This window comes from Citrobacter sp. Cf072 (assembly GCF_030334485.1).
Lineage (GTDB): Bacteria > Pseudomonadota > Gammaproteobacteria > Enterobacterales > Enterobacteriaceae > Citrobacter > Citrobacter freundii.
This window is the reverse complement of sequence record NZ_JAOWDX010000044.1, coordinates 67300-93882: the sequence shown is the minus strand read 5'-3', so window position 1 is coordinate 93882 and position 26583 is coordinate 67300. Positions and strand designations below refer to the sequence as shown.

26 protein-coding genes and 1 riboswitch are annotated in these 26583 nt (G+C 54.4%); of the genes, 14 read left to right on the top strand and 12 right to left on the bottom strand.

Going from position 1 to position 26583, the window contains the following annotated elements; translation table 11 throughout:
• Positions 1 to 11: 11 nt before the first annotated feature.
• On the bottom strand, positions 12 to 1310 hold the full coding sequence (gene bioA / locus OGX66_RS09505) for an adenosylmethionine--8-amino-7-oxononanoate transaminase (protein WP_286511458.1): 1299 nt from the start codon (positions 1308 to 1310) through the stop codon (positions 12 to 14).
• Positions 1311 to 1386: 76 nt separating this feature from the next.
• Between bioA and bioB the strand changes: the two genes are divergently transcribed.
• From bioB to bioD, 4 genes are read left to right on the top strand one after another with little or no spacing between them, the layout of a single operon-like run.
• Positions 1387 to 2427: a biotin synthase BioB gene (bioB, locus tag OGX66_RS09500; protein ID WP_003837062.1), complete on the top strand. Its 1041-nt coding sequence runs from the start codon at positions 1387 to 1389 to the stop codon at positions 2425 to 2427.
• A complete protein-coding gene (bioF, locus tag OGX66_RS09495; protein WP_270921776.1) occupies positions 2424 to 3581 on the top strand; it encodes an 8-amino-7-oxononanoate synthase in 1158 nt (385 codons plus the stop codon). Before bioB ends, bioF begins: the two co-directional genes overlap by 4 nt.
• Positions 3565 to 4320 carry a malonyl-ACP O-methyltransferase BioC gene (bioC, locus tag OGX66_RS09490; protein WP_088902525.1) on the top strand — a complete coding sequence of 252 codons (756 nt, stop codon included), beginning with the start codon at positions 3565 to 3567 and terminating at the stop codon, positions 4318 to 4320. Before bioF ends, bioC begins: the two co-directional genes overlap by 17 nt.
• Positions 4313 to 5011: a dethiobiotin synthase gene (gene bioD / locus OGX66_RS09485; RefSeq protein WP_016149822.1), complete on the top strand. Its 699-nt coding sequence runs from the start codon at positions 4313 to 4315 to the stop codon at positions 5009 to 5011. The genes bioC and bioD overlap by 8 nt, the downstream gene beginning before the upstream one ends.
• On the opposite strand, the gene OGX66_RS09480 is transcribed toward bioD, so the two are convergent.
• Both OGX66_RS09480 and OGX66_RS09475 read right to left on the bottom strand, forming a co-directional pair.
• Positions 4977 to 5699 (bottom strand): ABC transporter ATP-binding protein, encoded by a 723-nt coding sequence (locus tag OGX66_RS09480; RefSeq protein ID WP_003035181.1) that lies wholly within the window; start codon positions 5697 to 5699, stop codon positions 4977 to 4979. The genes bioD and OGX66_RS09480 overlap by 35 nt on opposite strands.
• A gap of 11 nt (positions 5700 to 5710) precedes the next feature.
• Positions 5711 to 6058 (bottom strand): hypothetical protein, encoded by a 348-nt coding sequence (locus OGX66_RS09475; protein WP_136345716.1) that lies wholly within the window; start codon positions 6056 to 6058, stop codon positions 5711 to 5713.
• Positions 6059 to 6468: 410 nt separating this feature from the next.
• Between OGX66_RS09475 and uvrB the strand changes: the two genes are divergently transcribed.
• Entirely contained in the window at positions 6469 to 8490 is a 2022-nt protein-coding gene (gene uvrB, locus OGX66_RS09470; protein ID WP_003837055.1) for an excinuclease ABC subunit UvrB, read from the top strand.
• Positions 8491 to 8612: 122 nt separating this feature from the next.
• Here the strand turns inward: uvrB and yvcK are convergent, their stop codons facing one another.
• Positions 8613 to 9521 carry a uridine diphosphate-N-acetylglucosamine-binding protein YvcK gene (gene yvcK / locus OGX66_RS09465; RefSeq protein ID WP_270921777.1) on the bottom strand — a complete coding sequence of 303 codons (909 nt, stop codon included), beginning with the start codon at positions 9519 to 9521 and terminating at the stop codon, positions 8613 to 8615.
• Positions 9522 to 9850: 329 nt separating this feature from the next.
• Positions 9851 to 9996, top strand: a riboswitch (molybdenum cofactor riboswitch).
• On the opposite strand from yvcK, the gene moaA reads away from it, so the two are divergent.
• The 6 genes from moaA to OGX66_RS09435 all read left to right on the top strand — a co-directional run bounded on the left by moaA (position 9984) and on the right by OGX66_RS09435 (position 13431).
• The gene (gene moaA, locus OGX66_RS09460; protein WP_032934386.1) at positions 9984 to 10973 is read left to right on the top strand and encodes a GTP 3',8-cyclase MoaA; all 990 of its coding nucleotides are present in this window, start codon (positions 9984 to 9986) and stop codon (positions 10971 to 10973) included. Its footprint overlaps the riboswitch before it by 13 nt.
• Before the next feature lie 19 nt (positions 10974 to 10992).
• Complete coding sequence (gene moaB / locus OGX66_RS09455; RefSeq protein ID WP_003035187.1) at positions 10993 to 11505, top strand: molybdenum cofactor biosynthesis protein B; 513 nt, start codon at positions 10993 to 10995, stop codon at positions 11503 to 11505.
• Between the two features lie 2 nt (positions 11506 to 11507).
• The gene (gene moaC / locus OGX66_RS09450; RefSeq protein ID WP_003035188.1) at positions 11508 to 11993 is read left to right on the top strand and encodes a cyclic pyranopterin monophosphate synthase MoaC; all 486 of its coding nucleotides are present in this window, start codon (positions 11508 to 11510) and stop codon (positions 11991 to 11993) included.
• The gene (moaD, locus tag OGX66_RS09445; RefSeq protein ID WP_032948888.1) at positions 11986 to 12231 is read left to right on the top strand and encodes a molybdopterin synthase sulfur carrier subunit; all 246 of its coding nucleotides are present in this window, start codon (positions 11986 to 11988) and stop codon (positions 12229 to 12231) included. The genes moaC and moaD overlap by 8 nt, the downstream gene beginning before the upstream one ends.
• 1 nt (position 12232) lies before the next feature.
• Entirely contained in the window at positions 12233 to 12685 is a 453-nt protein-coding gene (moaE, locus tag OGX66_RS09440) for a molybdopterin synthase catalytic subunit MoaE (protein ID WP_032938561.1), read from the top strand.
• Between the two features lie 41 nt (positions 12686 to 12726).
• Positions 12727 to 13431, top strand: a complete 705-nt coding sequence (locus OGX66_RS09435; RefSeq protein ID WP_003831536.1) for a Bax inhibitor-1/YccA family protein — start codon at positions 12727 to 12729, stop codon at positions 13429 to 13431.
• Positions 13432 to 13531: 100 nt separating this feature from the next.
• Here OGX66_RS09435 and OGX66_RS09430 read toward each other — a convergent pair whose 3' ends face one another.
• From OGX66_RS09430 to OGX66_RS09420, 3 genes are read right to left on the bottom strand one after another with little or no spacing between them, the layout of a single operon-like run.
• Positions 13532 to 14494, bottom strand: a complete 963-nt coding sequence (locus tag OGX66_RS09430) for a lysylphosphatidylglycerol synthase domain-containing protein (protein ID WP_057102170.1) — start codon at positions 14492 to 14494, stop codon at positions 13532 to 13534.
• Positions 14494 to 15735: a cardiolipin synthase ClsB gene (clsB, locus tag OGX66_RS09425; protein ID WP_003845400.1), complete on the bottom strand. Its 1242-nt coding sequence runs from the start codon at positions 15733 to 15735 to the stop codon at positions 14494 to 14496. The genes OGX66_RS09430 and clsB overlap by 1 nt, the downstream gene beginning before the upstream one ends.
• A complete protein-coding gene (locus OGX66_RS09420; RefSeq protein ID WP_003035201.1) occupies positions 15732 to 16493 on the bottom strand; it encodes an endonuclease/exonuclease/phosphatase family protein in 762 nt (253 codons plus the stop codon). Before OGX66_RS09420 ends, clsB begins: the two co-directional genes overlap by 4 nt.
• A gap of 131 nt (positions 16494 to 16624) precedes the next feature.
• On the opposite strand from OGX66_RS09420, the gene OGX66_RS09415 reads away from it, so the two are divergent.
• Entirely contained in the window at positions 16625 to 17035 is a 411-nt protein-coding gene (locus OGX66_RS09415) for a YbhQ family protein (protein WP_003035203.1), read from the top strand.
• Here OGX66_RS09415 and OGX66_RS09410 read toward each other — a convergent pair.
• From OGX66_RS09410 to cecR, 5 genes are all read right to left on the bottom strand, one after another.
• Positions 16997 to 18103, bottom strand: a complete 1107-nt coding sequence (locus tag OGX66_RS09410; RefSeq protein WP_003837035.1) for an ABC transporter permease — start codon at positions 18101 to 18103, stop codon at positions 16997 to 16999. The two genes, OGX66_RS09415 and OGX66_RS09410, sit on opposite strands and share 39 nt — an antisense overlap.
• Before the next feature lie 115 nt (positions 18104 to 18218).
• Positions 18219 to 19352, bottom strand: a complete 1134-nt coding sequence (locus tag OGX66_RS09405; protein ID WP_088902523.1) for an ABC transporter permease — start codon at positions 19350 to 19352, stop codon at positions 18219 to 18221.
• A complete protein-coding gene (locus tag OGX66_RS09400) occupies positions 19345 to 21081 on the bottom strand; it encodes an ATP-binding cassette domain-containing protein (RefSeq protein WP_003845404.1) in 1737 nt (578 codons plus the stop codon). Before OGX66_RS09400 ends, OGX66_RS09405 begins: the two co-directional genes overlap by 8 nt.
• Positions 21074 to 22069, bottom strand: coding sequence for a secretion protein HlyD (hlyD, locus tag OGX66_RS09395; RefSeq protein ID WP_032938552.1), 996 nt, complete (start codon positions 22067 to 22069; stop codon positions 21074 to 21076). Before hlyD ends, OGX66_RS09400 begins: the two co-directional genes overlap by 8 nt.
• Positions 22066 to 22743 (bottom strand): transcriptional regulator CecR, encoded by a 678-nt coding sequence (gene cecR, locus OGX66_RS09390; protein WP_088902522.1) that lies wholly within the window; start codon positions 22741 to 22743, stop codon positions 22066 to 22068. The genes hlyD and cecR overlap by 4 nt, the downstream gene beginning before the upstream one ends.
• Positions 22744 to 22964: 221 nt before the next feature.
• On the opposite strand from cecR, the gene rhlE reads away from it, so the two are divergent.
• Positions 22965 to 24311 (top strand): ATP-dependent RNA helicase RhlE, encoded by a 1347-nt coding sequence (gene rhlE, locus OGX66_RS09385; protein ID WP_088902521.1) that lies wholly within the window; start codon positions 22965 to 22967, stop codon positions 24309 to 24311.
• A gap of 96 nt (positions 24312 to 24407) precedes the next feature.
• On the top strand, positions 24408 to 26558 hold the full coding sequence (gene dinG, locus OGX66_RS09380) for an ATP-dependent DNA helicase DinG (RefSeq protein WP_003837021.1): 2151 nt from the start codon (positions 24408 to 24410) through the stop codon (positions 26556 to 26558).
• The last annotated feature ends 25 nt before the right edge of the window (positions 26559 to 26583 follow it).

The window sequence follows — 26583 nt, the reverse complement described above, 5'->3', positions numbered from 1 at the left end:
AACCGTAGAGCTTACCGCTGATTAATCGCTAAAAATGTTGCATTGCGTACAGCCTCGTTGACGGCCTGCGTCAGGCTGCGCAGTTGTTCGGGCTTGATGATGTACGGCGGCATCAGATAAATGAGCTTACCAAACGGTCTTACCCACACGCCCTGTTCGACAAAGAACTTCTGTAACGCGGCCATATTCACCGGATGCGTGGTTTCTATCACGCCGATGGCACCAAGCACGCGCACGTCGGCGACCCAACGGGAATCTGCCGCCGGGGCGAGTTCTTCACGCAACTGCGCTTCAATGGCCGCGACCTGCGAGCGCCATTCGCCGGTTTCGAGCAGCGACAGGCTGGCAGAGGCGACGGCGCAGGCCAGTGGATTACCCATGAAAGTCGGGCCGTGCATAAAACATCCGGCTTCACCGTTGCTGATGGTTTCCGCAACCAGGCGCGTGGTCAGGGTGGCGGAAAGGGTCATCGTTCCGCCGGTTAACGCTTTGCCAAGGCACAAAATGTCCGGAGTGATATCAGCGTGCTCACAGGCAAACAGCTTGCCCGTGCGACCAAATCCGGTGGCGATTTCATCGGCAATCAGCAAAATGCCTTCCCGGTCACACATCTTACGGATGCGCTTTAACCACTCAGGATGGTACATGCGCATGCCGCCAGCGCCCTGCACAATCGGTTCAAGGATCACTGCCGCAATTTCGTGGCGATGTGCGGCCATCAGACGGGCAAAAGGCACCATATCCAGTTCGTCCCATTCGCCGCCCATCCGACTTTGCGGAGCGGGTGCAAACAGGTTATCAGGCAGATAACCCTTCCACAGACTGTGCATCGAGTTGTCAGGATCGCAGACCGACATCGCGCCGAAAGTATCGCCGTGATAACCGTTACGAAATGTCAGGAAACGCTGACGGGATTCACCTTTGGCCTGCCAGTATTGCAGCGCCATTTTCATCGCGACTTCCACGGCGACCGAACCAGAATCCGCGAGAAAAACGCACTCCAGCGCCTCGGGCGTCATCGCCACCAACTGGCGACACAGCGCAATAGCCGGGGCATGGGTAATGCCGCCAAACATCACGTGCGACATGGCATCAATCTGCGTTTTCATCGCGGCATTCAGCTGCGGGTGATTGTAACCGTGGATTGCCGCCCACCAGGATGACATGCCGTCAATCAGCTTCTCACCGCTGGCTAATATCAGTTCACAACCTTCGGCACGCGTCACCGGATAAACCGGCAGCGGGGAGGTCATGGAGGTGTAAGGGTGCCAGATATGGCGTTGGTCAAACGCAAGATCGTCCGTTGTCATAATCGACTTGTAAACCAAATTAAAAAGATTTAGGTTTACGAGTCTACACCAAACTAACAACGAAACGTATACCAATATGGCTCATTCTTCTCGCTGGACAATGTCGCAAGTCACCGAATTATTTGAAAAACCGCTGCTGGATCTGTTGTTTGAAGCGCAGCAGGTTCATCGTCAGCATTTCGATCCGCGGCAGGTACAAGTTAGTACGCTGTTGTCGATTAAGACCGGTGCTTGCCCGGAAGACTGCAAATACTGCCCGCAAAGTTCCCGCTATAAAACCGGACTGGAAACGGAACGTTTGATGGAAGTTGAACAGGTTCTGGACTCTGCCCGTAAGGCGAAACAAGCCGGTTCAACGCGGTTTTGCATGGGCGCGGCGTGGAAGAACCCTCACGAACGCGATATGCCGTACCTGGAACAAATGGTTCAGGGCGTGAAAGAACTGGGGCTGGAAGCCTGTATGACGCTGGGCACGCTGGACGAATCTCAGGCCCAGCGCCTGGCCAATGCGGGTCTGGACTACTACAACCACAACCTCGACACCTCGCCGGAATTTTACGGCAATATCATTACCACCCGTTCGTATCAGGAGCGCCTGGATACGCTGGATAAAGTGCGTGAGGCGGGCATTAAAGTTTGCTCCGGCGGGATTGTGGGGCTGGGTGAAACGGTGACCGACCGCGCGGGTCTGCTGCTGCAATTAGCGAATCTGCCGACGCCGCCGGAAAGCGTGCCGATCAACATGCTGGTGAAAGTGAAGGGCACGCCGCTTGCCGATAACGACGACGTAGATGCTTTTGATTTTATTCGTACTATCGCCGTCGCGCGCATCATGATGCCGACCTCATACGTACGTCTTTCTGCCGGGCGCGAGCAGATGAACGAACAAACCCAGGCAATGTGCTTTATGGCCGGGGCCAACTCGATTTTCTACGGCTGCAAACTGCTGACCACGCCGAACCCGAACGAAGATAAAGATTTATTGTTGTTCCGTAAGCTGGGTCTTAACCCGCAGCAAACGGCGGTACTGGCGGGTGATAACGAACAGCAACAACGTCTGGAGCAGGCGCTGCGTACCCCGGATACCGACGATTACTACAACGCGGCAACCGTATGACCTGGCAGCAAAAAATCGACGATGCGCTAACGGCGCGTCGTCGTGCTGATGCGTGGCGTCGGCGCTATGCAGTGACACAGGGTGCTGGTCGCTTGTTACAGGCTGGCGGTCGTCAGTATCTGAATTTCTCCAGCAACGACTATCTCGGCTTAAGCCACCATCCGCAAATTATCTGCGCGTGGCAGCAGGGCGCTGAGCGTTTTGGCGTCGGCAGTGGCGGCTCGGGCCATGTCAGCGGTTATTCCGTTGCGCATCAGGCGCTGGAAGAAGAGCTGGCGCAGTGGCTCGGCTATTCCCGGGCGCTGTTGTTCATCTCCGGTTTTGCCGCTAATCAGGCAGTGATAGCCGCATTGATGGAAAAAGACGATCGCATTGTCGCCGACAGGCTTAGCCATGCCTCGCTGTTGGAGGCTGCCAGCCTTAGCCCTGCTGTTTTACGTCGCTTTACCCATAACGATCCGCAACATCTGGAGCGTCTGCTGACTTCCCCCTGTCCGGGGCAGCAACTGGTGGTCACTGAAGGCGTATTCAGCATGGATGGCGATAGTGCGCCACTGGCAGAAATCCACGCGGTGGCGAAACGGCAGGGCGCGTGGCTGCTGGTGGATGATGCGCATGGGATTGGCGTAAGCGGTGAGAAAGGGCGCGGCTCGTGCTCTCGACAACAGGTGAAACCTGAGCTGCTCGTGGTGACGTTTGGCAAAGGGTTTGGTGTCAGCGGTGCGGCGATCCTGTGTTCTGATAGCGTGGCCGACTATCTGTTGCAGTTTGCCCGCCATCTGATCTACAGCACCAGTATGCCTCCGGCGCAGGCGCAGGCCTTACGCGCCGCGCTGGCGGTGATCCGCAGCCGTGAAGGCGATGAACGCAGGGAAAAGTTAGCGATGCTGATCCAGCGTTTTCGCGCTGGAGTGAATACTACGGATTTGACGCTGGCGCATTCAGATAGCGCTATTCAACCGCTGATCGTTGGCGACAATCATAAAGCCCTGCAACTGGCACAGACGTTACGGCAACAGGGATGCTGGGTGACGGCAATTCGCCCACCAACGGTGCCCACCGGTACGGCCAGATTACGGCTGACTTTGACCCAGGCGCATGAGGTGCAGGATATCGATCGTCTACTGGAGGTGTTGCATGGTGCAGGTCAATAAACAGGCGATTGCCGCCGCGTTTGGCCGCGCTGCCACCTACTATGAGCAACACGCAGAGCTGCAACGTCAGAGTGCCGATGCGTTACTGGCACAACTCGATGGCCGGGCGTTCTCAAGGGTTTTGGACGCGGGCTGTGGGCCTGGGCGTATGAGTCGCTACTGGCGGGAGCAGGGGAGCGAGGTCTGCGCGCTGGATCTGTCGGCGCAAATGCTGGCTGAAGCGCAGCGTCACGATGTTGCCCATCACTATCTGCTGGCGGATATCGAAGCCATTCCGCAGGCCGCTGCCACTTTCGACCTGGCCTGGAGCAATCTGGCCGTGCAGTGGTGCAGCGACCTACGCGGTGCGTTAAGCGAGCTATACCGGGTGGTGCGTCCTGGCGGAACTGTGGCGTTTAGTACCCTGGCGCAAGGTTCGATGCCGGAACTTCGTCAGGCGTGGCGAACAGTTGATGACCGGGAGCATGCCAACCGTTTTTTGCCCGTGGAGCAACTGGAAAACGCGCTGTGCGGCTGGGACGTTGAATACCAGTCTCATGCCGTCACGCTGTGGTTTTACGATGCGCTGAGCGCCATGCGCTCGTTGAAGGGTATTGGCGCGACGCATTTGCATGATGGACGCGAGCAGCGTGTGCTGACCCGCTCGCAACTGCGTCAGCTACAGCTCGCCTGGCCCTGTCAGCAGGGGAAATATCCGCTGACCTATCATCTTTTTTTGGGAGTGATTCAACGTGACTAACACGTATTTTGTCACCGGGACGGACACCGAAGTAGGTAAAACTATCGCCAGCTGTGCGTTGCTTCAGGCGGCGGGACAGTTGGGATTGCGAACCGTCGGCTATAAGCCGGTGGCGTCAGGCAGTGAAATGACGGATGAAGGTCTGCGAAACAGCGATGCGCTGGCTCTACAGCGCAACAGCGTTGTAGCCGTGGATTATGCAGCCATCAATCCGTATACCTTCGCGGAACCTACCTCACCGCATATCATCAGTGCTGACGAAGGGCGCCCCATTGAGGCCTCCGTGATGTCTGCGGGCTTACGCTTGCTTGAAGAACAGGCTGACTGGGTATTGGTGGAAGGTGCAGGCGGATGGTTTACGCCGCTTTCGCCAACGCTGAGTTTTTCTGACTGGGTAAAAGAGGAACAACTGCCGGTGATTCTGGTGGTTGGCGTTAAGCTCGGTTGTATCAATCATGCCATTTTGACCGCCCAGGCGGTGCAGCAGGCTGGGCTGACGCTCGCCGGATGGGTTGCCAATGATGTGACGCCCCCCGGCAAGCGTCATGCTGAATATATGGCGACGCTAAAGCGTGCGCTTGCGGCTCCGCTGCTGGGGGAAATTCCCTGGCTGGCAGAAGAGCCGGAGCAAGCATCGACAGGTCGTTATATCGATCTTAGCGTTTTGTCTCTGGCATCCACCAGTCGTTGATTAGCGGGTCGCTGAATTGTGTTATTTGCCCTTGAGCCACGTTGCGGCCACGATGTAACAAGCAATAGCAGTCGGCGACCCGACGAATGAACGGCAGGCTCTGCTCCGCGAGCATAATGGTGATGCCAAGCTCCTGGCTTAGCCTCACAATCAGATTCCCCAGTTTGTGGATATACGCCTGGCCTGTTCCTCGTGTGGGCTCATCGAGGATCAGCAGACGCGGGCGAGTGACCAACGCGCTGGCGAGTGCAAGCTGGTGCTGATTTTCCTCCGACAATGCCACCCCTTTGGCCTGACGCAGTACAAACAGCTGTGGAAACAGGCGGTAAATATCGCTGCTGTTCATTGCTTCGCTTTCCTCAACCGCCTGGCGCGCAATGTGCAGATTTTCCTCTACCGTCAACTGCGAAAAAATTCGCCGCTCCTGTGATACACAGTTAATACCTAGTGCAATGCGCTTTGCCGCCGGAATCTGAAGCAGATCGCAAGGTGGTGCGCCAGCCTGATGCCAGAACATGGTTCCGCTCTCAATCGGTAAATTGCCGATGATGCAATTGGCAAGCGTAGTCTTTCCCATCCCTGGAAGACCCAGCACGGCGGTACATTTACCGGGCAACAGGTCGAGATCGACATCCCAAAGCGAGTGTTGATTACCGTAATAGTGATTCACTGCACGAAGACTCAACATAGATTTCTCCCTCATGATGATATCCGCCTCGCGGACTGGTGGTCGGGAGAAAACTGCAAATCTCTTGCCAGAAGCGGAATTGGGGAAAAATACAGCAGGATGGCGTGCAGCGCTGGCGGTAAATTCTTACTGACCGCATTCCTGACATTGTTTTGTGCACATTGGCAGTGCCTGGTGGTGTCGTGATGGTGCAGGCAGGAAAATGATGAAAATGCGAGCAAGATCTCGGCCATCCGAGGTCGCTTCGTTAGCTGATAAATATCAAAAAATAGCGATAATTTTTTTTTATCCCACCAGAAAAGACCATCAGGACGTTTTTGCCAGGCTACAGTCCATACGGGCTGGAGGCAGTTATCCACTATTCCTGTGGATAACCTTGTGTATTAGGGTTAGAAAACACAATGTAAGCGAGAGAAGACGCGGCCTGCGACTAAATTGATGCGAAAGACGGCTCGAGATAATAATCATTAGATTACAGGATGTTAGATAAATGCAATGGCTGTCGCAGAAGTGTCATGCGTTGCCACAAAACTTTCATCGAGTAGCTTGACAAATGTTAAAAAAGTCATTGGTTTGGGGATAACACATTTTTGCTGGTGTTTTATCTTGCCTGCGGACAAATTTTAGCCTGTAGCCACGGCCATTTTGCTGGGGTAACAGAAATATTCTGGCGCGTTACTGTTTTTTCATCCAGTATATTTTACTGGCAAAATATACTGCTGCGAGTAAAATTACACACCTGCCCGCCCATTGCTTCAGGTAGCTGCTCATGAGTAAACCGTTCAAACTAAATTCCGCTTTTAAACCCTCTGGCGATCAGCCTGAGGCGATTCGTCGCCTGGAAGAAGGTCTGGAGGATGGTCTGGCGCATCAGACGCTACTGGGGGTGACAGGGTCGGGGAAAACATTCACCATCGCTAACGTGATTGCGGACTTGCAGCGTCCTACCATGGTGCTGGCCCCCAATAAGACACTTGCTGCTCAGCTGTACGGTGAGATGAAAGAGTTCTTCCCGGATAACGCGGTGGAGTATTTTGTCTCTTACTACGACTATTATCAGCCGGAAGCCTACGTACCCAGTTCTGACACCTTCATCGAGAAAGATGCTTCGGTCAACGAACATATTGAGCAGATGCGCCTGTCGGCAACCAAAGCGCTGCTGGAACGTCGCGATGTCGTTGTCGTGGCGTCGGTTTCCGCGATTTATGGTCTGGGTGACCCGGATCTGTACCTGAAAATGATGCTGCACCTGACGGTGGGGATGATTATCGACCAGCGTGCGATCCTGCGTCGTCTGGCGGAGCTGCAATATACCCGCAACGATCAGGCATTCCAGCGCGGGACCTTCCGCGTGCGCGGTGAAGTGATCGACATTTTCCCGGCAGAATCCGATGACATCGCGCTGCGCGTGGAACTGTTTGATGAAGAGGTCGAACGTTTATCGCTGTTTGACCCGCTGACCGGACAGGTCGAATCCACAATTTCGCGCTACACCATCTATCCTAAAACGCACTACGTGACGCCGCGAGAACGTATCGTGCAGGCGATGGAAGAAATCAAAGTTGAGCTGGCAGAGCGGCGTAAAGTCCTGTTGGCAAATAACAAACTGCTGGAAGAACAGCGCTTAAGTCAGCGTACCCAGTTCGATTTGGAAATGATGAATGAGCTGGGTTACTGCTCGGGGATTGAAAACTACTCCCGCTATCTGTCCGGGCGCGGCCCTGGCGAGCCGCCGCCGACGCTGTTTGATTACCTGCCTGCCGATGGCCTGCTGGTGGTGGATGAATCCCACGTGACTATCCCGCAAATTGGCGGCATGTATCGCGGTGATCGGGCGCGTAAAGAAACCCTGGTCGAATACGGATTCCGTCTGCCGTCGGCGCTGGATAACCGTCCGCTCAAATTTGAAGAGTTCGAGGCGCTGGCTCCGCAAACTATCTACGTTTCGGCGACGCCGGGCAACTATGAGCTGGAGAAATCCGGTGATGAAGTGGTCGATCAGGTGGTACGACCGACCGGCCTGCTGGATCCGGTCATTGAGGTGCGTCCGGTGGCGACGCAGGTTGACGATCTGCTGTCGGAGATCCGCACCCGTGCGGCGATTAACGAACGTGTGCTGGTCACCACGCTGACCAAACGGATGGCAGAAGACCTCACAGAATACCTCGAAGAACATGGCGAGCGGGTGCGTTATCTGCACTCTGACATCGATACTGTGGAACGCATGGAAATCATTCGTGACCTGCGTCTGGGCGAGTTTGACGTGCTGGTGGGTATCAACCTGTTACGTGAAGGTCTGGACATGCCTGAGGTCTCCCTGGTGGCGATTCTGGACGCAGACAAAGAAGGGTTCCTGCGTTCTGAACGTTCGCTTATCCAGACCATCGGTCGTGCGGCGCGAAACATCAACGGTAAGGCTATTCTCTACGGCGATAAAATTACCGCCTCAATGGCTAAAGCGATTGGTGAAACCGAACGTCGTCGTGAGAAGCAGCAACTCTACAACGAAGAGCACGGTATTACGCCGCAGGGCCTGAATAAGAAAGTAGTCGATATTCTGGCGCTGGGTCAGAATATTGCGAAGACCAAGGCGAAAGGCAAAGGGAAGTCACGCGCAGGCGCGAAGTCTGAAGTTGTGGAACTGGATATGACGCCAAAAGCGCTGCAGCAGAAGATTCACGAGCTGGAAGGGCAGATGATGCAGCATGCGCAGAATCTTGAATTTGAAGAGGCAGCGACGATCCGCGACCAGTTGCATCAACTGCGCGAGTTGTTTATCGCAGCATCGTAAGAGTGTGCCGGATGCGGGGTAAACCCCTTATCCGGCCTACGGCAAAGATCGCGTTCGTAGGTCGGATGCCGGAGCAGAGCGTTTTGTAGGCCTGATAAGCGCCGCGCATCAGGCAAATCCGTTTAGCCTAGCGCCTGCACCGCTTTCTCCAGCGCACTATGCAATAGCTGGCGGTCATGGCGGTATGGAATATCGCTGGCTTCCAGCACTTCCTGAATGACAACGCGGTCGGTAACGGCGGATGCATCCACTTTCGGCCCCACAACCACCGCATCAATCACTTTCTTCCCGACGTACTGTTCAATAATGGCCAGCTTATCGCTAAGCGTCAGGCTGGCTGCTGGCAGGCTTAATTCGCGCCCAAGATTGCCTATATAGACCATCGGAGCCGGTGTGCGACGTAATGCCTGTGACATTTCATTGAGTAACAGAATCGGCATCAGGCTGGTGTAAAAACTGCCAGGTCCTATCAGAATCAAATCCGCTTCGGCGATAGCCTCAACCGCCTCCCGCGTGGTGGGGACTTTTGGCGACAGCATCAGTTCCTGAGGCGGGACGGTGAGCTGATCGATATTGACTTCGCCATAAACTTCATGTCCCTGATCGTCTATAGCCATCAAATCCACCGGCAGCTCCGACATCGGAATTAAATGCGCATCGACCTTCAACAGGCTTCGAATTAAATTGATGGCTTCCAGAGGCCGCACGCTGAGGTGATCGAGCGCTTTTAACATCAGATTTCCGAGGTTATGCCCGGAAAGTTCGCCATTACCCCCAAAACGATACTCAAACATGGCGGATGCAACGCTGGGTTGGGTAATTAACTGGTTCAGACAGTTACGCATGTCTCCCCAGGCTATCCCTCCTTCAGAGCGACGAATACGACCTGTCGACCCGCCGTTATCCGTGGTGGTGACGATACCCGTCAGGCGGGAACCTAATGGGGAAAGAGAGGAGAGAACGCGTCCTAATCCATGCCCTCCGCCGAGAGCGACAACGCGGTCCAGATCTGCCAGCGAGCGAGTGCGCATATATTTTCCTGATATCAATTGATCGGCGTTACAGTAACGTAAATAGCGTGTTTTCAGCAATTATCCAGTCGGCATCTGCCGTAATTTTTTTCTGCGGTCTACTCCTTTCTGGCGAGATCCACCTGATGGCAAGATGATGTATATCAATGCAAAACTGTGATTTTTGCTTATTCTGTAGCGAAATTGCACGATCATGTCGTTATGTATGTATTTATATAGCGAAAGTGTACATGGCAAAAGCGTCATTTACACGCTAGTATCGGCATAACCACTAAGTACTCTTAATAATTTGAGTTGCCGGAAGCCAACGCATCTGCAACACGAAGTATGACGAGTATAAACACTCTAGCCTCTGCACCTGGGTCAAATGATACGGTGCTTTGGCCGTGACAAGACTTGAAAAAGTTTGTCACCAGGGCGCAGGAAGAAATGACTACGTCTCCCGTATTTGGAAAGGTGTACATGGGCTCTCAACTTACCGATGCTTTCGCACGTAAGTTTTACTACTTACGTTTGTCGATTACCGATGTGTGTAACTTTCGTTGCACCTACTGCCTGCCGGATGGCTATAAGCCCGGTGGGGTCACCAATAACGGCTTTCTGACCGTTGATGAAATTCGCCGTGTCACGCGCGCGTTCGCCAGTCTGGGAACGGAAAAAGTGCGTCTGACAGGGGGCGAACCTTCACTGCGTCGCGACTTTACGGACATTATCGCCGCCGTGCGCGAAAACGACGCCATCCGTCAGATTGCGGTAACCACCAATGGTTATCGTCTGGCGCGAGATGCTGCTGCCTGGCGCGATGCCGGACTGACCGCGCTCAACGTCAGCGTCGACAGCCTGGATGCCCGTCAGTTTCATGCCATTACCGGGCAGGACAAGTTTCAACAGGTGATGGCAGGCATTGACGCCGCCTTTGATGCGGGTTTTGAAAAAGTGAAAGTCAACACCGTGCTGATGCGCGACGTAAACCATCATCAACTGGACACCTTCCTTGCGTGGATCCAACCTCGGCCAATCCAACTGCGTTTTATTGAACTGATGGAAACGGGCGAGGGCAGCTCTCTCTTCCGTAAACACCATATCTCCGGACAGGTACTTCGCGATGAGCTGCTGCGTCGCGGCTGGATCCACCAGATCCGACAGCGCAGCGACGGCCCGGCTCAGGTTTTCTGTCATCCTGATTATGTTGGTGAAATTGGTCTGATCATGCCTTATGAGAAAGACTTCTGCGCCACCTGTAATCGTCTGCGCGTTTCCTCTGTTGGCAAGCTTCATCTGTGTTTATTTGGTGAAGGCGGCGTAAGCCTGCGTGATTTGCTGGAAGATGACGCTCAGCAGCCGGCGCTGGAAGAACGTATTTCAGCCGCGCTGCTGGAGAAAAAGCAGACCCATTTCCTGCATCAGAACAATACCGGTATTACGCAAAACTTATCTTACATTGGCGGCTGATCGCTAAAAGGAGTTTTTCATGAGTCAGGTAAGCGCTGAATTTATCCCGACACGCATTGCTATTCTTACTGTTTCCAACCGTCGCGGCGAAGAAGATGACACCTCCGGCCATTATCTGCGTGACTCGGCGCAAGAAGCGGGTCATCAGATTGTCGATAAGGCGATTGTCAAAGAAAACCGTTACGCCATCCGCGCCCAGGTTTCTGCCTGGATTGCCAGTGATGATGTACAGGTAGTGCTCATTACCGGCGGTACCGGGTTAACCGAAGGGGACCAGGCGCCGGAAGCGCTGCAACCGCTGTTTGACAGAGAAGTTGAAGGGTTTGGCGAAGTCTTCCGTATGCTGTCGTTTGAAGAGATTGGCACCGCGACGCTGCAATCCCGCGCGATTGCCGGAGTGGCCAATAAAACGCTGATTTTCGCCATGCCGGGTTCGACCAAAGCGTGTCGTACCGCCTGGGAAAATATCATTGCGCCGCAGCTTGATGCCCGTACGCGTCCGTGTAATTTCCACCCACATTTGAAGAAATAAGTATGTCGCAACTGACTCATATTAACGCCGCTGGCGAAGCGCATATGGTGGATGTCTCCGCCAAAGCGGAAACTGTACGCGAGGCGCGTGCTGAAGCATTCGTGACTATGCGTAGCGAAACTCTGGCGATGATTATCGATGGCAGCCACCATAAAGGTGATGTATTCGCCACGGCGCGTATTGCGGGTATTCAGGCCGCCAAACGTACCTGGGATCTTATCCCGCTGTGCCATCCGCTGATGCTGAGTAAGGTGGAAGTCAATCTTCACGCTGAACCGGAGCACAACCGCGTACGGATTGAAACGCTGTGTCGCCTGACCGGTAAAACCGGCGTTGAAATGGAAGCGTTAACGGCGGCCTCCGTGGCGGCGTTGACCATCTACGATATGTGCAAAGCGGTGCAAAAGGATATGGTGATTGGTCCGGTGCGTCTGCTGGCAAAAAGCGGCGGCAAGTCCGGAGATTTTAAGGTAGATGCGCATGATTAAGGTTCTCTTCTTTGCTCAGGTACGCGAACTGGTAAACACCGATGCGTTAGAGGTTGCCGCCGAGTTTGCAACGGTAGAAGCGCTGCGCAAGCATCTTGCGGCAAAAAGCGATCGCTGGGCGTTGGCGCTGGAAGACGGCAAGCTGCTGGCGGCGGTAAATCAGACGTTGGTCAGTTTTGATCATCCTCTTAACGCGGGTGATGAAGTCGCTTTCTTCCCGCCCGTAACCGGAGGCTAAAATGACTGAAACGCGAATTGTTGTTGGCCCTGCGCCGTTTCGCGTCGGGGATGAGTATCCCTGGCTGGCAGAGCGCGATGAAGATGGCGCGGTAGTCACTTTCACCGGTAAAGTGCGCAATCACAATCTCGGTGACAGCGTTAAGGCGTTAACGCTGGAACACTATCCGGGAATGACCGAAAAAGCGCTGGCGGAGATTGTCGACGAAGCGCGTTTGCGCTGGCCGCTGGGTCGGGTGACGGTGATTCATCGCATTGGCGAACTGTGGCCGGGTGACGAAATCGTGTTTGTTGGCGTGACCAGTGCGCATCGCAGCAGCGCGTTTGATGCCGGGCAATTCATTATGGATTACCTGAAAACCCGCGCGCCGTTCTGGAAACGCGAGGCCACGCCGGAAGGTGAGCGCTGGGTTGATGCCCGCGACAGCGATAAGCTAGCAGCAAAACGCTGGTAGAGTACAATTGTTGTAGGCTCATACTGATTCAGGAGATTGTCATGGACCGATTCCCACGATCCGATTCTATTGTACAGGCCCGTTCCGGCCTGCAAACGTATATGGCGCAGGTGTACGGCTGGATGACCTGCGGACTGTTGCTGACGGCGTTTATCGCCTGGTATGCGGCAAATACGCCCGCGGTGATGATGTTTGTCTTCTCCAGCAAAATCACCTTCTTTGGCCTGATCATCGCTCAACTGGCGCTGGTGTTCGTCCTGTCCGGCATGGTGCAAAGGCTGAGCGCGGGTATGGCGACCACGCTGTTTATGCTCTACTCGGCATTAACCGGGCTGACGCTATCAAGCATTTTTATCGTCTATACCTACTCGTCTATCGCCAGCACCTTTGTGGTTACCGGAGGGATGTTCGGGATCATGAGTTTGTATGGCTACACCACCAAACGTGATCTGAGCGGCTTCGGCAATATGCTGTTTATGGCGCTGATCGGTATTGTACTGGCCTCACTGGTTAACTTTTGGCTGAAGAGCGAAGCGCTGATGTGGGCGGTGACCTATATCGGGGTGATTGTGTTTGTTGGTCTGACCGCCTATGACACGCAGAAGTTGAAAAATATCGGTGAGCAGATTGACCTGCGCGACAGCTCCAATCTGCGTAAATACGCGATTCTTGGGGCCTTAACGCTGTATCTGGACTTCATCAACCTGTTCCTGATGCTGCTGCGTATTTTCGGTAATCGTCGTTAATTCTCTGTTGCCGGATGGCGCTTCGCTTATCCGGCCTACCGCTTGGTATCGAAAGTAGGCCGGATAAGGCGTTACGCCGCAGCCGGCACTATATACACCATCATTTCGCCATCGCCTTCTCGTTTTTTACCCGCAACTTTTTTGCCCGACTCTCCAGCAGCAAATAACACACCAGTGCCAGCAGCAGCGGAATAAAATAGTACAACACGCGATACGCGAGTAGGGCAGCAATGATCGTTCCCTGAGACGTGTCCTCTCCTGCCAGCAGCGCCATAAACACCGCTTCCAGCACGCCGATCCCCGCCGGAATATGCACGATTACGCCGGCAATACTGCTCACCAGCAGCACGCCCAGCACGAAGAAATAATCGATATTCTGACCGAGCAACAGCCAGATAATCGCCCCCATTACCATCCAGTTCGCACTGGATATCGTCATTTGCGCGAGGGCAAATTTCCAGGAGGGCAGCACCAGTTTTTGGCCCTTGATGGTGATCTGACGATGTTTAGCGAAGGCGCAAAACCACAGATAAACAACAATAATCAGCAGCAGCGCAATGCCTAAGATGCGCAATGTGCCTTCATCGATATACCAGTGTGCGGGCAGTTCGACGACGCCGAAGGTAAATATAAAACCGCCCAGCAGAATATAGCCCAGCCAGTTAGTGGTAATACTCAGCGAAAAAATCCGCGTTATTGTGCCCCCCGGCAATCCGAGGCGCGAGTAAAGGCGATAACGCATCCCAATACCACCCACCCAGGTGCTCAACGTCAGGTTGAAGGCGTAACAGATAAATGACACCAGCATGACCTGGCGTTTTGCCAGTTTGTGGCCGCAGTAGTAGCGCCCGAGCAGATCATAACAGCCGTAAAGTAAATAACTGACGATCACCAACCCCACGGCGCTGAGCAGGGCGATCCGATTGTAATCGCGAATTACCGTCCACACTTCCTGCCAGTTGACCTTGCTGGCATAAACAACCAGCAGCACGATCACCGCAATAAAAAACAGCCATGTGAGGATCTTTTTCGCTAACCGCCAGCGTCGGTGGCTTTTTGCCATCAGGTTTTCCCTCCTGCATCCTCAGTTTGTATACGGTCTTGAGTTTCCAGAGCAGGCTGCGCGGGCGGCTCTACCTCGGCCAGATGCGGGGTATGCGCCGGCAGCCAGCCGACCAGCGCCGGGAAGTGGCGTAAAAAGTGGAAGGCCAGTACGCTCTTGGTCAGGTTCCACCAGGTGCGTTTTGGCAGCATGGATTCATCAACCCGCTTGCAGTCCTGCGCAATAATAGGATTCAGGTTGTCACGCAGGGTCTGATTAAACGTGCGGTCATGAATAATCAGATTTGCCTCCAGATTCAGTGACAGGCTCAGTGGATCAAGATTGCTGGAACCCACCGTCGCCCAGTGATCGTCCATCAGCGCCACTTTGCCATGCAGAGGTTTACGGCGGTATTCATAGACATGGACGCCGCCTTTTACCAGATAGTTGTACAGCAGGCGGGCGCCCACTTTCACAATCGGCATATCCGGTTCACCTTGCACGATGAGTTTTACCCGCACGCCCCGTCGGGCCGCTTTACGCATGGCATGCAGAAAGCGATAGCCGGGAAAGAAGTAGGCATTGGCGATGATCACTTCCCGCCGTGCCTGGGTCAGCATTTTCAGATAGTGGCGTTCAATATCATCACGATGTTCTTCGTTATCGCGCCAGACAAACAGCGCCTGCGCTTCGCCGGGTCGATGATTGTCGATTGCCCGGTGATGACGTCGCCACCAGCGTCGTACAGCGCTCTGTCCGGGCAAGTTTTCCAGCACGAATTTCAGAATGTCAGCAACGACTGGACCTTCAACGCGCACGGCGTAATCCTGCTTGGCCTCCGGACCGTAATCAGACATGTGTTCAGCGGAGTAATTGATGCCGCCAACAAAGGCAACACGATCATCAATGACCACAATTTTGCGATGCATACGGCGAAAGAGATTAGTGCGCATCCCGAACAGACGCGGACGCGGATCGTAGTAGCGGAAAACAACGCCGGCTACGGTGAGCTCTTCGACAAAACTGTCGCTAAGATCCGGCGAGCCGTAGCCATCCAGCAGCACCTCTGCTTTGATTCCTCGCCGGGCGGCTTCGAGCAACGCGGCATGCAGCTGTTTTCCTACCGCATCTTCAAACCAGATAAAGGTCTCGAGGATTATTTTTTGCTGTGCCTGTTCAATGGCGTCAAAGACGGCGGGGTAGAATTGATCGCCGTTTTCCAGCAGTTGAATTTGATTGCCTTCACGCCAGCCATATTTCATAAATGAATCTCCGCACTCAGAGGGGCATGATCGGACAAATGTCGCCAGTGACGCAGCGCCAGCGTCGTTGGGGTACTGGCATTCGCGTTTTTCACATAGATCCTGTCCAGACGCAGCAGGGGAAACTGCACCGGAAATGTTCGCGCCGGGCGGCCGTGGGCGCGGGTAAAAATCTCGTCAAGGCCAGCTTTGGCTTTCAACGGGCGATTGGCCGTTTGCCGCCAGTCGTTAAAATCCCCGGCAATCACCACCGGCTCCGCGTCGGGCAGGGCGTTAACCCAGTCTGCCAGCATCGCGAGCTGAGCCTGGCGGTGAGCTTCACGCAGGCCGAGGTGCACACACATCACATGGATGGGGTGGGAGAGCATTGGCGGTACGATTCGGCAGTAAAGGACTCCGCGCTTTTCACTCGCGCCGACCGAAACATCACGATTTTCATAATGCTCAATGGGATACCGCGACAGCACAGCATTACCGTGATGTCCCTGCGGGTACACGGCGTTACGCCCGTAGGCGAAGTCGCTCCACATCGTGTCCGCCAGAAATTCGTAGTGGCTGGTATCCGGCCAGTTCTCAATGTGCAGCGAATGAGCTTCGTGCGCACCCATCACTTCCTGTAGGCATACAATGTCTGCACCGACCGTTCTGACGGCCTCCCTTAGCTCAGGTAAAATAAAACGCCGGTTGAAGGCGGTGAACCCTTTGTGAGTATTAATGGTGAGCACATTGAATGAAAATTGAACTCCCGATCCGCTCATGAGCCTCCCGTTGGCGTCACTTCCTAAATAAAATAGTGTAGTCATCGTCACAAAAAGATGCAGTGTTGCGGAATTTTCCGTAAAGTCCGGTACTCTGAACAATTAGTTGAAAATCCTTCAGGAGAAAAGCCATGAGGTGGCAACAACGTGTTCGTGTCGCAACGGGTCTAAGTTGCTGGCAGATTGTGTTGCATTTACTGGTAGTGGCGTTGCTGGTAATGGGCTGGATGAGCGGCACGCTGGTGCGCGTCGGCCTGGGATTATGCGTCGTTTACGGCGTAACGGTTTTATTAATGCTGGCCTTGCAACGTCACCATGAACAACGCTGGCGTGATGTCGCTGATGTGCTGGAAGAGCTGACTACCACGTGGTATTTCGGTGCCGCAATGATCGTGCTGTGGTTGCTGTCGCGCGTGCTGCAAAACAACGTCTTGCTGGCACTGGCGGGTCTGGTGATCCTGGCCGGACCCGCCGTGGTCTCGTTGCTGGCGAAAGACAAAAAGCTACATCACCTTACGTCGAAACATCGCATACGCCGCTGAGCCGGTTGTGGCCGCTATCACCAACAGCGGCCACAAACTTCCCCAGACAATCTGCAGACTCGCATCTTTCAGGTAAATCTGTTTCGTGATGTCCGTAAAATGGCGGATCGGGTTTATCCACGTCAGATTCTGCAACCAGACCGGCATGTTTTCGACCGGTGAGACGTAGCCCGAGAGTAAAATCGCCGGCATCATAAACACAAATACGCCGATAAACGCCTGCTGCTGGGTGGCGCACAGCGATGAAATCAGCAGACCAAAGCCGACCAGCGACAGCCCGTAAATTACCATTGTGAAATAAAACAACCCCAGTGAACCGGCAAATGGAATGTCATAAGCCCAGATACCAATTGCCAGCACAATGGTGGCCTGAAAAGTAGCCACAATCAGCGCGGGCACAGCTTTACCGATGAAAATCTGCCAGGTGGTAAGTGGGGAGACCAGCAGCTGATCCAGCGTACCTTGCTCGCGCTCGCGAGCAACCGAAAGCGAGGTGACGATCATTACGCCGATAGTGGTGATCATGGCGATCAGCGACGGCACCACGAACCATTTATAATCCAGATTCGGGTTGTACCAGTTACGCACGACCAGCTCGCTGTTGTTTGGTTTCGGCTTGCCGTCCATCAGCTCCTGCTGATACGTCTTAACGATTTGCTGCAGGTAATTGGCGGCAATTTGCGCGCTGTTGGAGTTACGCCCGTCGAGGATAATCTGCATGGGGGCCTGCTGGAAGGTGTCCAGGTTGCGCGAAAAATTGGCCGGGAAGCGCACCAGCAGCAGGGCTTTTTGCGTATCGATGGTAGGCTTAATCTCCTGTGGGCTTTTCAGCAGCAGAACATGCGTAAAAGCGCTGGCGCGGGCGAAGCGCTGGGTAAGCTCAACCGAATGTTTACCGTTGTCTTCGTTATAGATAGCGATCGTGGCGTTGGTGACTTCCAGCGTTGCCGCGAACGGGAACAGGATCACCTGAATCAGCACCGGTAAAATCAGAATGGCTCGCGTCTGCGGTTCGCGTAATAGCGATTGCAGCTCTTTGCGAATTAATGTCCATAAGCGATGAAACATGCCCGTCCTCTCAGTCCAGTTTGTAGGCCTGATAAGCCAAGCGCATCAGGCATAATGCCGGATGGCGGCGCGAACGCCTTATCCGGCCTACGGCTACAATTATCCATACACATATTTAATCCAGCAGACGTTTGGTTTTAAGCCACGTCAGGCCAATAAACATCACCGCCGAAGCGATTAAAAACAGCACGTTAATAATCAGCACCACCGGAATATTTCCCGCCAGAAACAGGCTTTGCAGGGTACTGACGAAATAACGAGCCGGAATAATGTAGGTTACCGCCCGGATAATCGCGGGCATGCTGTCTATCTGGAAGATAAAACCTGACAGCATAATCGAGGGCAGGAAAGCGGCGTTCAGCGCGACCTGCGCGGCGTTAAACTGGTTGCGGGTGATGGTGGAAATAAGCAACCCCATGCCAAGCGTACTGAGCAGAAACAGGCTGGTAATGAAAAACAGGATCAGCAACGAGCCGCGATAGGGCACGCCAAGAATAAATACCGACACCAGCATACACAGCAGCATCGCCAGCATGCCGAGGAAATAATAGGGGATCAGTTTACACAACAGTAATTCGACGCGGGTAACTTCGGTAGAAAGCAGTGCCTCCATGGTTCCGCGTTCCCATTCGCGCGCCACCACTAATGAGGTGAGGATCGCGCCAATCACCGTCATGATGATGGTTACCGCCCCGGGAATAATAAAGTGCTGGCTGATGGCCGCCGGGTTAAACCAGTAGCGTGTTTGCACGTCGATCATAGGCTCGAACGATTCCCCACGATCTTCCGCCCGCTGTTGCTGCCAAATCTGCCAGATGCCTTCGACATAACCCTGCACAAAGTTGGCGGTATTGGGTTCGCTGCCATCGGTGATCACCTGGATCGGTGCCACGTCATTAGGTCGCGCCATCTGCTGGGCAAAATCCACAGGGATCACCACCAGCCCACGAATGCGCCCGGCCTGCATTTTCTCAATCAATTCCTGCCGGTTATCGCTGATGGTGGCGTCAATATACGGCGAACCGGTCATAGTATGGGTAAAATCCAGCGCCTCTTCGCTTTGCTGTTCGAGCAAAATCCCGACCCGCAGCTTGCTGGAGTCGAGGTTTATCCCGTAGCCGAAGATAAACAGCAGCAGCAGCGGGATCACCACCGCAATCAGCCAACTGCTGGGGTCGCGAACGATCTGGCGCGTCTCTTTCACGCACAGCGCACGTACGCGACGCCAGGAGAGAGCGGAGTTACTCATGCGTATGCTCCTTATCCCAGTCATTGATTAGCGTAATGAACGCCTGCTCCATGGTCGGGTCCGGAGTGTCGCTGTCGGCAGCCTGAGCTTTCAGGTCGTCCGGTGTTCCGCTGGCAATCAGTTTGCCGCGATACACCAACCCGATGCGATCGCAGTATTCCGCCTCGTCCATAAAGTGGGTGGTCACCATCACCGTGACGCCTTTTTCCACCATGCTGTTGATATGCAACCAGAACTCACGACGGGTGAGGGGATCGACCCCGGAAGTGGGTTCATCAAGGAACAGAATGTCGGGTTCATGCATCAGCGAGCAGGCCAGCGCCAGACGCTGCTTAAACCCCAGCGGCAGTTCGTCGGTGGCGTGGGAAGCGATACTCTTCAGGCCAAATGCCTCGCTCATTCGATCGATTTTCTCCTTCTGCGCCCGACCACGCAGGCCGTAGACGCCGGAGAAAAAGCGCAGATTTTGTTCAACCGTCAGGTTACCGTACAGGGAGAATTTCTGCGCCATATAACCCAGATGCTGACGCGCTTTGCCGGAGCTGACTTTCAGGTCCATATCCAGCACCAGCGCTTTGCCGGAAGTGGGGACCAGCAGGCCGCACATCATTTTAAAGGTGGTGGATTTGCCGGCACCGTTGGGTCCTAACAGACCAAAAATCTCGCCACGCTGTACGGAAAAGTCTACGTGGTCGGTCGCGGCAAAATCGCCAAACTTCTTGGTCAGAGCTTTGGCTTCGATCACCGTTTCGCCAGGCGTGCCTTCTACGGTATGCAGGATAGCGCCCAGCGGGGATTCCGATGTTCCGGCTCCGCCGAGTAAATCGATAAAGGCATCTTCGAAGCGGGGTGCAGTTTCATTGATGGTTATCTGCGGCATGCCGTCAGCGTTTTGGATCTGCTGAGCTGTCGCCTCTTTTTTCAGGATTAAACGGACGGATTTCCCCTGAATCATTCCGTCGCTGACCAGCGGTAGTTTTAACGCGCGTTGCAGCAGTCGGCGGTTATTTTCCTGCGGACTGCTCATCAGGAAGCTGCGACCAGCCATGGTTTGCGTAAGCTGAGTAGGATCGCCCTGGTATAACAATTCGCCTTCGTTCATCAGCAGCACATCACGGCATTGCTCTGCTTCATCCAGATACGACGTACTCCAGAGGATCAGCATGCCGTCTCCGGCCAGTTCGTGGACCATTTGCCACAGTTCGCGACGGGAAATTGGGTCGACACCCACACCTGGCTCATCCAGCAGCAACACTTTGGGTTCGCCGACCAGCGTACAGGCTAGCCCGAGCTTCTGCTTCATGCCGCCGGAAAGTTTGCCGGCCAGTCGTCCGGTAAATGGCCCCAGCGAGGTAAACTCCAGTAGTCGGGCAAAGGTTTTTTCTCGCGCCTCACCGGTGACGCTGCGCAAATCGGCATAGAGATTGAGGTTCTCCATGACGGTCAAATCTTCATACAGACCAAATTTCTGCGGCATATAGCCTAGCACTGCGTGCAGCGCGCTGTCGTCTTTGATGGGGTCAAAACCAATCACCGCAGCACTTCCGGCATCAGGTTTTAATAATCCCGCCAGCATGCGCATCAGCGTGGTTTTGCCCGCGCCGTCCGGCCCGACAAGCCCGGTCACGTAGCCCGCATGCACGATACAGTCGAGCGGGGCGACGGCCGGTTTTTCCATTCCAGCAAAGTTTTTCGTCAGCCCTTTAAGCGTAATGACGGCGTCATTCATGCCGTGCCTCATCGCCAAATTTTATCGTTACCGGCATTCCCTGACGTAGCGCATCGTCCGCGTCGGTTACGACAATTCGCAGGCGATACACCAGATCGGTGCGCAGATCAGGAGTCTCGACCGTTTTCGGCGTAAATTCGGCGGTTGGTGACACAAAGCCGATTTTGCCGTGATACGGTTTGTCCGGGCGACCGTCGGTATAGAGCAGGATCTCACGTCCTGGCTGCGCCTGGCTCAGATTGCGTTCGTCAACGTAGGCGCGGACCCATACCGGACGCGTGAGCGACAGCGTCAGTACCGTGCTCCCTTCGTTCAGCATGCTGCCGGGTTCAACCGCGCGGGTGAGAAGCGTGCCGTCAGATGGCGAGGTCAGCGTGGTATCATGCAAATTAAGCTCTGCCTGTGCCAGCTCTGCCTGAGCTTGTTCGAGCGTGGCTTTTGCCTGTTCGATGTCCTGCACACGATTACCGCTGCGATATTGCGTGAGTTTATCCTGTGCGGATTTCAATGAAGCTAACGCCTGATCGCGAGATGAACGCGCATTTTCCAGATCGTTGGCAGAAATGGTACGGCTTTTCCACAATCCTACCTGCCGATTGTAAAAATTCTGCGCGTAATCATAGGCGGCCTGCGCCTGTTTGACTGCCGCCGCGGTTTGCGCGATCTCTTCTTCGCGATACCCTGCCAGCATCAGATCGTATTGCGCCTGCGCGGCGGCAACGTTGGCTTTTGCCTGCATCAATGCGTTTTCATACGGTGCGCGGTCCAGTTTACCCAGTACCTGACCGGCGGTAATCGCATCGCCTTCATCAACCGCCAGCGAGGCCAGTCTGCCGCCGACGCGAAAACTCAGGTTGACGCTACGGATATCGACATTGCCGTATAGCGTCAGGCTGTTATCTTGCCGACTCTGATACCACCACGTTCCACCGGCAATCACGGCAACGAGGGCCGCGATAACCAGCCCGAGAACGACAGGTTTTTTCATGACTCCAGACTCCTTTGCGTTAAACCTTGCAGAATAAGATCGATGTGACAGGTGATCGTTTGGTCAATCAGCGCGGTTTTATCCTCATCAAATTGTGACCAGCCCGTACGCAACAGAATGGTTTCTTTCCCCAGACGAAAAGCCAGCACCTCGCCGAGTATGGCGTGGGTATGCAGAATCATTTGGGTATCGTTGACATCGCCGCCGGTATAGGCGGCAATCAGGCGCGTCAGGTGTGTATGCAGCGGATTGATAACCTGGTCGTGCACCAGTTGATAAGCCGCAGTGGGGGAAAGCTGTTCACGCGAGATAAATTTGCTCAGGTTAACGGTGTCGTCCTGGGTTAACAGCATGATCATATTTTTGCAGGCGCGCAGGATCAGTTCACGCATCGCGCCACGATCCGGTTCTGGCTGAGCGAATAAACGCTCGGCCTCTTCAGCGTGCGGACGAAACTGTGAGCCGATAAAATCTGCAATCCACTGGGCGCAGGCGAGATATAAATCCTCTTTTGAGCCAAAATAGTAGGTGATAGCCGCAATGTTTTGCCCGGCCTGTGCAGCGATATCGCGCGTCGTGGCGTGCAGACCATACTCGCCGAATTGCGCCAATGCGGCGGCAATGAGCTGGTTCTTCGCCTGTTCACCTTTGGTTGTCATGGTGGGTGTATTCATGGCACGACTCTGATCTTAATCAATCGATTGATTAAGATTATGACTGATGTGCAGCCTTGTCCAGTCCGGACGGTTATTTTCCAGTGAAGGGATAATTTATGCGGCACATCACAAAAACTGCTACACTCCGCCCCTTCATGACATTGTGGTTTTTGTCATCTCTATTGTATGTATCTCCCTGAAAACGACACCGGTAACGGTCAGGGCGGTTCGGAGTTGTTATGTCTTTTGATTCCCTTGGTTTAAACCCTGAAATTTTACGTGCCGTTGCCGAGCAGGGTTACCGTGAACCTACCCCTATTCAGCAGCAGGCTATTCCTGCCGTGCTGGAAGGCCGCGATCTGATGGCCAGCGCCCAGACCGGTACGGGGAAAACGGCAGGTTTTACCCTGCCGCTGTTGCAGCACCTGATTACCAATCAGCCGCATGGTAAAAGCCGTCGTCCGGTTCGTGCACTGATCCTCACGCCAACCCGTGAACTGGCGGCCCAGATTGGCGAAAACGTCCGTGATTACAGTAAGTATCTGAATATTCGCTCGCTGGTGGTCTTCGGCGGCGTCAGCATTAACCCGCAGATGATGAAACTGCGTGGCGGTGTGGATGTACTGATTGCCACCCCGGGTCGTTTGCTCGATCTGGAGCATCAGAATGCGGTAAAACTGGATCAGGTGGAGATCCTGGTACTGGATGAAGCTGACCGCATGCTGGATATGGGCTTTATTCACGATATTCGTCGCGTTCTGGCAAAACTGCCGGCAAAACGTCAGAACCTGCTGTTCTCGGCAACGTTCTCTGATGACATTAAATCGCTGGCCGAAAAACTGCTGCATAACCCGCTGGAAATCGAAGTGGCGCGTCGTAATACCGCGTCCGAGCAGGTAACTCAGCACGTTCATTTCGTCGATAAAAAACGTAAACGTGAACTGTTGTCACAGATGATTGGTCAGGGCAACTGGCAGCAGGTGCTGGTGTTTACCCGTACCAAACATGGCGCGAACCACCTGGCAGAACAGCTGAATAAAGACGGCATCCGCAGTGCGGCAATCCACGGTAATAAATCTCAGGGGGCGCGTACACGTGCGCTGGCTGATTTTAAATCCGGTGATATACGCGTGCTGGTAGCGACCGATATTGCCGCGCGTGGTCTGGACATTGAAGAGTTACCGCACGTGGTGAACTACGAGCTGCCAAACGTCCCAGAAGATTATGTGCACCGTATTGGTCGTACCGGGCGTGCCGCTGCTACCGGCGAAGCGTTGTCTCTGGTGTGCGTCGATGAACACAAGTTGTTGCGTGACATCGAGAAGCTGCTGAAAAAAGAGATCCCGCGTATTGCAACGCCAGGCTATGAGCCAGATCCCTCCATTAAAGCTGAGCCGATCCAGAATGGTCGCCAGCAGCGTGGCGGCGGTGGTGGTCGCGGGCAGGGCGGAGCAGGGCGTGGCCAGCAGCCGCGTCGTCAGGATGGCGGTGCGCCAAAAGCGAAGCCGCGTAATGGCGAAGGCAAACCGGCAGGCGATAAGCCTCATCCGCCGCGCCGTCCGCGCAAACCGTCCTCAGCGCAGTAATTGCGAGCCCGGCCGAAAGGTCGGGCTTTTCTTTTTGCGACACGGGATATAAAGTGCCACAATAGTGGCTGTTTATACAGTATTTCAGGTTTTCTCATGGCACTTACGGCTGCGTTAAAAGCGCAAATCGCCGCCTGGTATAAGGCGCTTCAGGAACAGATCCCCGACTTTATCCCCCGTGCGCCGCAGCGGCAGATGATTGCTGACGTCGCGAAAACGCTGGCAGGTGAAGAAGGGCGGCATCTGGCGATTGAAGCGCCGACAGGAGTGGGGAAAACCCTGTCGTATCTGATTCCCGGTATTGCCATCGCGCGTGAAGAGCAAAAAACGCTGGTGGTCAGCACCGCCAACGTCGCTTTGCAGGACCAGATCTACAGCAAAGATTTACCGCTGCTGCGCAAAATTATCCCCGACCTGCGTTTTACCGCCGCGTTTGGTCGCGGACGCTATGTCTGCCCGCGTAACTTAGCGGCGCTGGCCAGTACTGAACCCAATCAGCAGGATCTGCTGGCTTTTCTCGACGATGACCTGACGCCCAACAACCAGGAAGAACAAAAGCGCTGCGCCAGGTTAAAAGGCGATCTCGACAGCTACAAGTGGGACGGGCTGCGCGATCACACCGATATCGCCATTGACGACGGACTCTGGCAGCGTCTGAGCACCGATAAAGCTAGCTGTCTGAATCGCAACTGTCACTACTATCGTGAATGCCCTTTTTTTGTCGCCCGCCGGGAGATTCAGGAAGCTGAAGTGGTGGTGGCTAATCATGCGCTGGTGATGGCGGCGATGGAAAGCGAAGCCGTTTTGCCGGAGCCGAAAAACCTGTTGCTGGTACTTGATGAAGGCCACCATTTGCCGGATGTCGCGCGCGATGCGCTGGAGATGAGCGCGGAAATCAGCGCCCCCTGGTATCGGCTCCAGTTGGATCTGTTTTGCAAATTAGTGGCGACCTGTCTGGAACAGTTTCGCCCGAAAACTACGCCACCGCTGGCGAATGCCGAGCGTCTGAACGGTCACTGTGAAGAGCTGTATGAACTGATTTCATCACTCAATAACATTCTTAATCTGTATATGCCTGCTACTCAGGAGGCGGAACACCGCTTTGCGATGGGCGAACTGCCTGCAGAAGTGATGGAGATTTGTCAGCGTCTGGCAAAGCTTACGGAAATGCTGCGCGGGCTGGCGGAACTGTTCCTCAACGATCTCAGCGAAAAAACCGGCACTCACGATATTGTGCGTCTGCATCGGGTTATTTTGCAGATGAACCGGGCGCTGGGCATGTTTGAGGCGCAAAGCAAACTGTGGCGGCTGGCATCGCTCGCGCAGTCGTCAGGCGCGCCGGTGAGTAAATGGGCGACGCGCGAGGTGCGTGACGGGCAAATCCACATCTGGTTCCACTGCGTGGGGATCCGTGTGAGCGATCAGCTCGAACGACTGCTGTGGCGTAGCGTCCCGCATATTATTGTCACTTCCGCAACGCTGCGCTCGCTCAACAGCTTCTCGCGTTTGCAGGAGATGAGTGGTCTGAAGGAAAAAGCAGGGGATCGGTTTGTCGCGCTGGATTCACCGTTTAATCACGTTGAACAGGGCAAAATCGTCATTCCGCAGATGCGCTACGAACCGTTAATTGATAACGAAGAGCAACATATCGCGGAAATGGCAGCCTATTTCCGCGAACAGCTGGAAAGTAAAAAGCATCAAGGGATGCTGGTACTCTTTGCCAGCGGTCGGGCGATGCAGCGTTTTCTTGAGCATGTTACCGATCTGCGCCTGCTGTTGTTGGTGCAGGGCGATCAGCCGCGCTATCGACTGGTAGAGTTGCACCGCAAACGGGTGACCAACGGCGAGCGCAGCGTGCTGGTTGGGCTGCAATCTTTCGCTGAAGGTCTGGACTTGAAAGGCGACCTGCTGACCCAGGTGCATATTCACAAAATTGCTTTTCCACCGATCGACAGCCCGGTGGTGATCACCGAGGGCGAGTGGTTGAAAAGCCTGAACCGCTACCCCTTCGAGGTGCAGAGCCTGCCCGCGGCGTCGTTCAATTTGATCCAGCAGGTTGGGCGACTCATCCGTAGCCATGGCTGCTGGGGAGAAGTGGTTATTTATGACAAACGTTTATTGACCAAAAACTATGGTAAGCGTTTACTGAACGCGTTACCCATATTTCCGATAGAGCAACCTGCTGTGCCAGACGTTATAGTAAAACCAAAAGAAAAAGCGAAACCCACGCGCCGCCGTCGGCGTTAACGATGCGAGCAACAGGCAAGGAGTT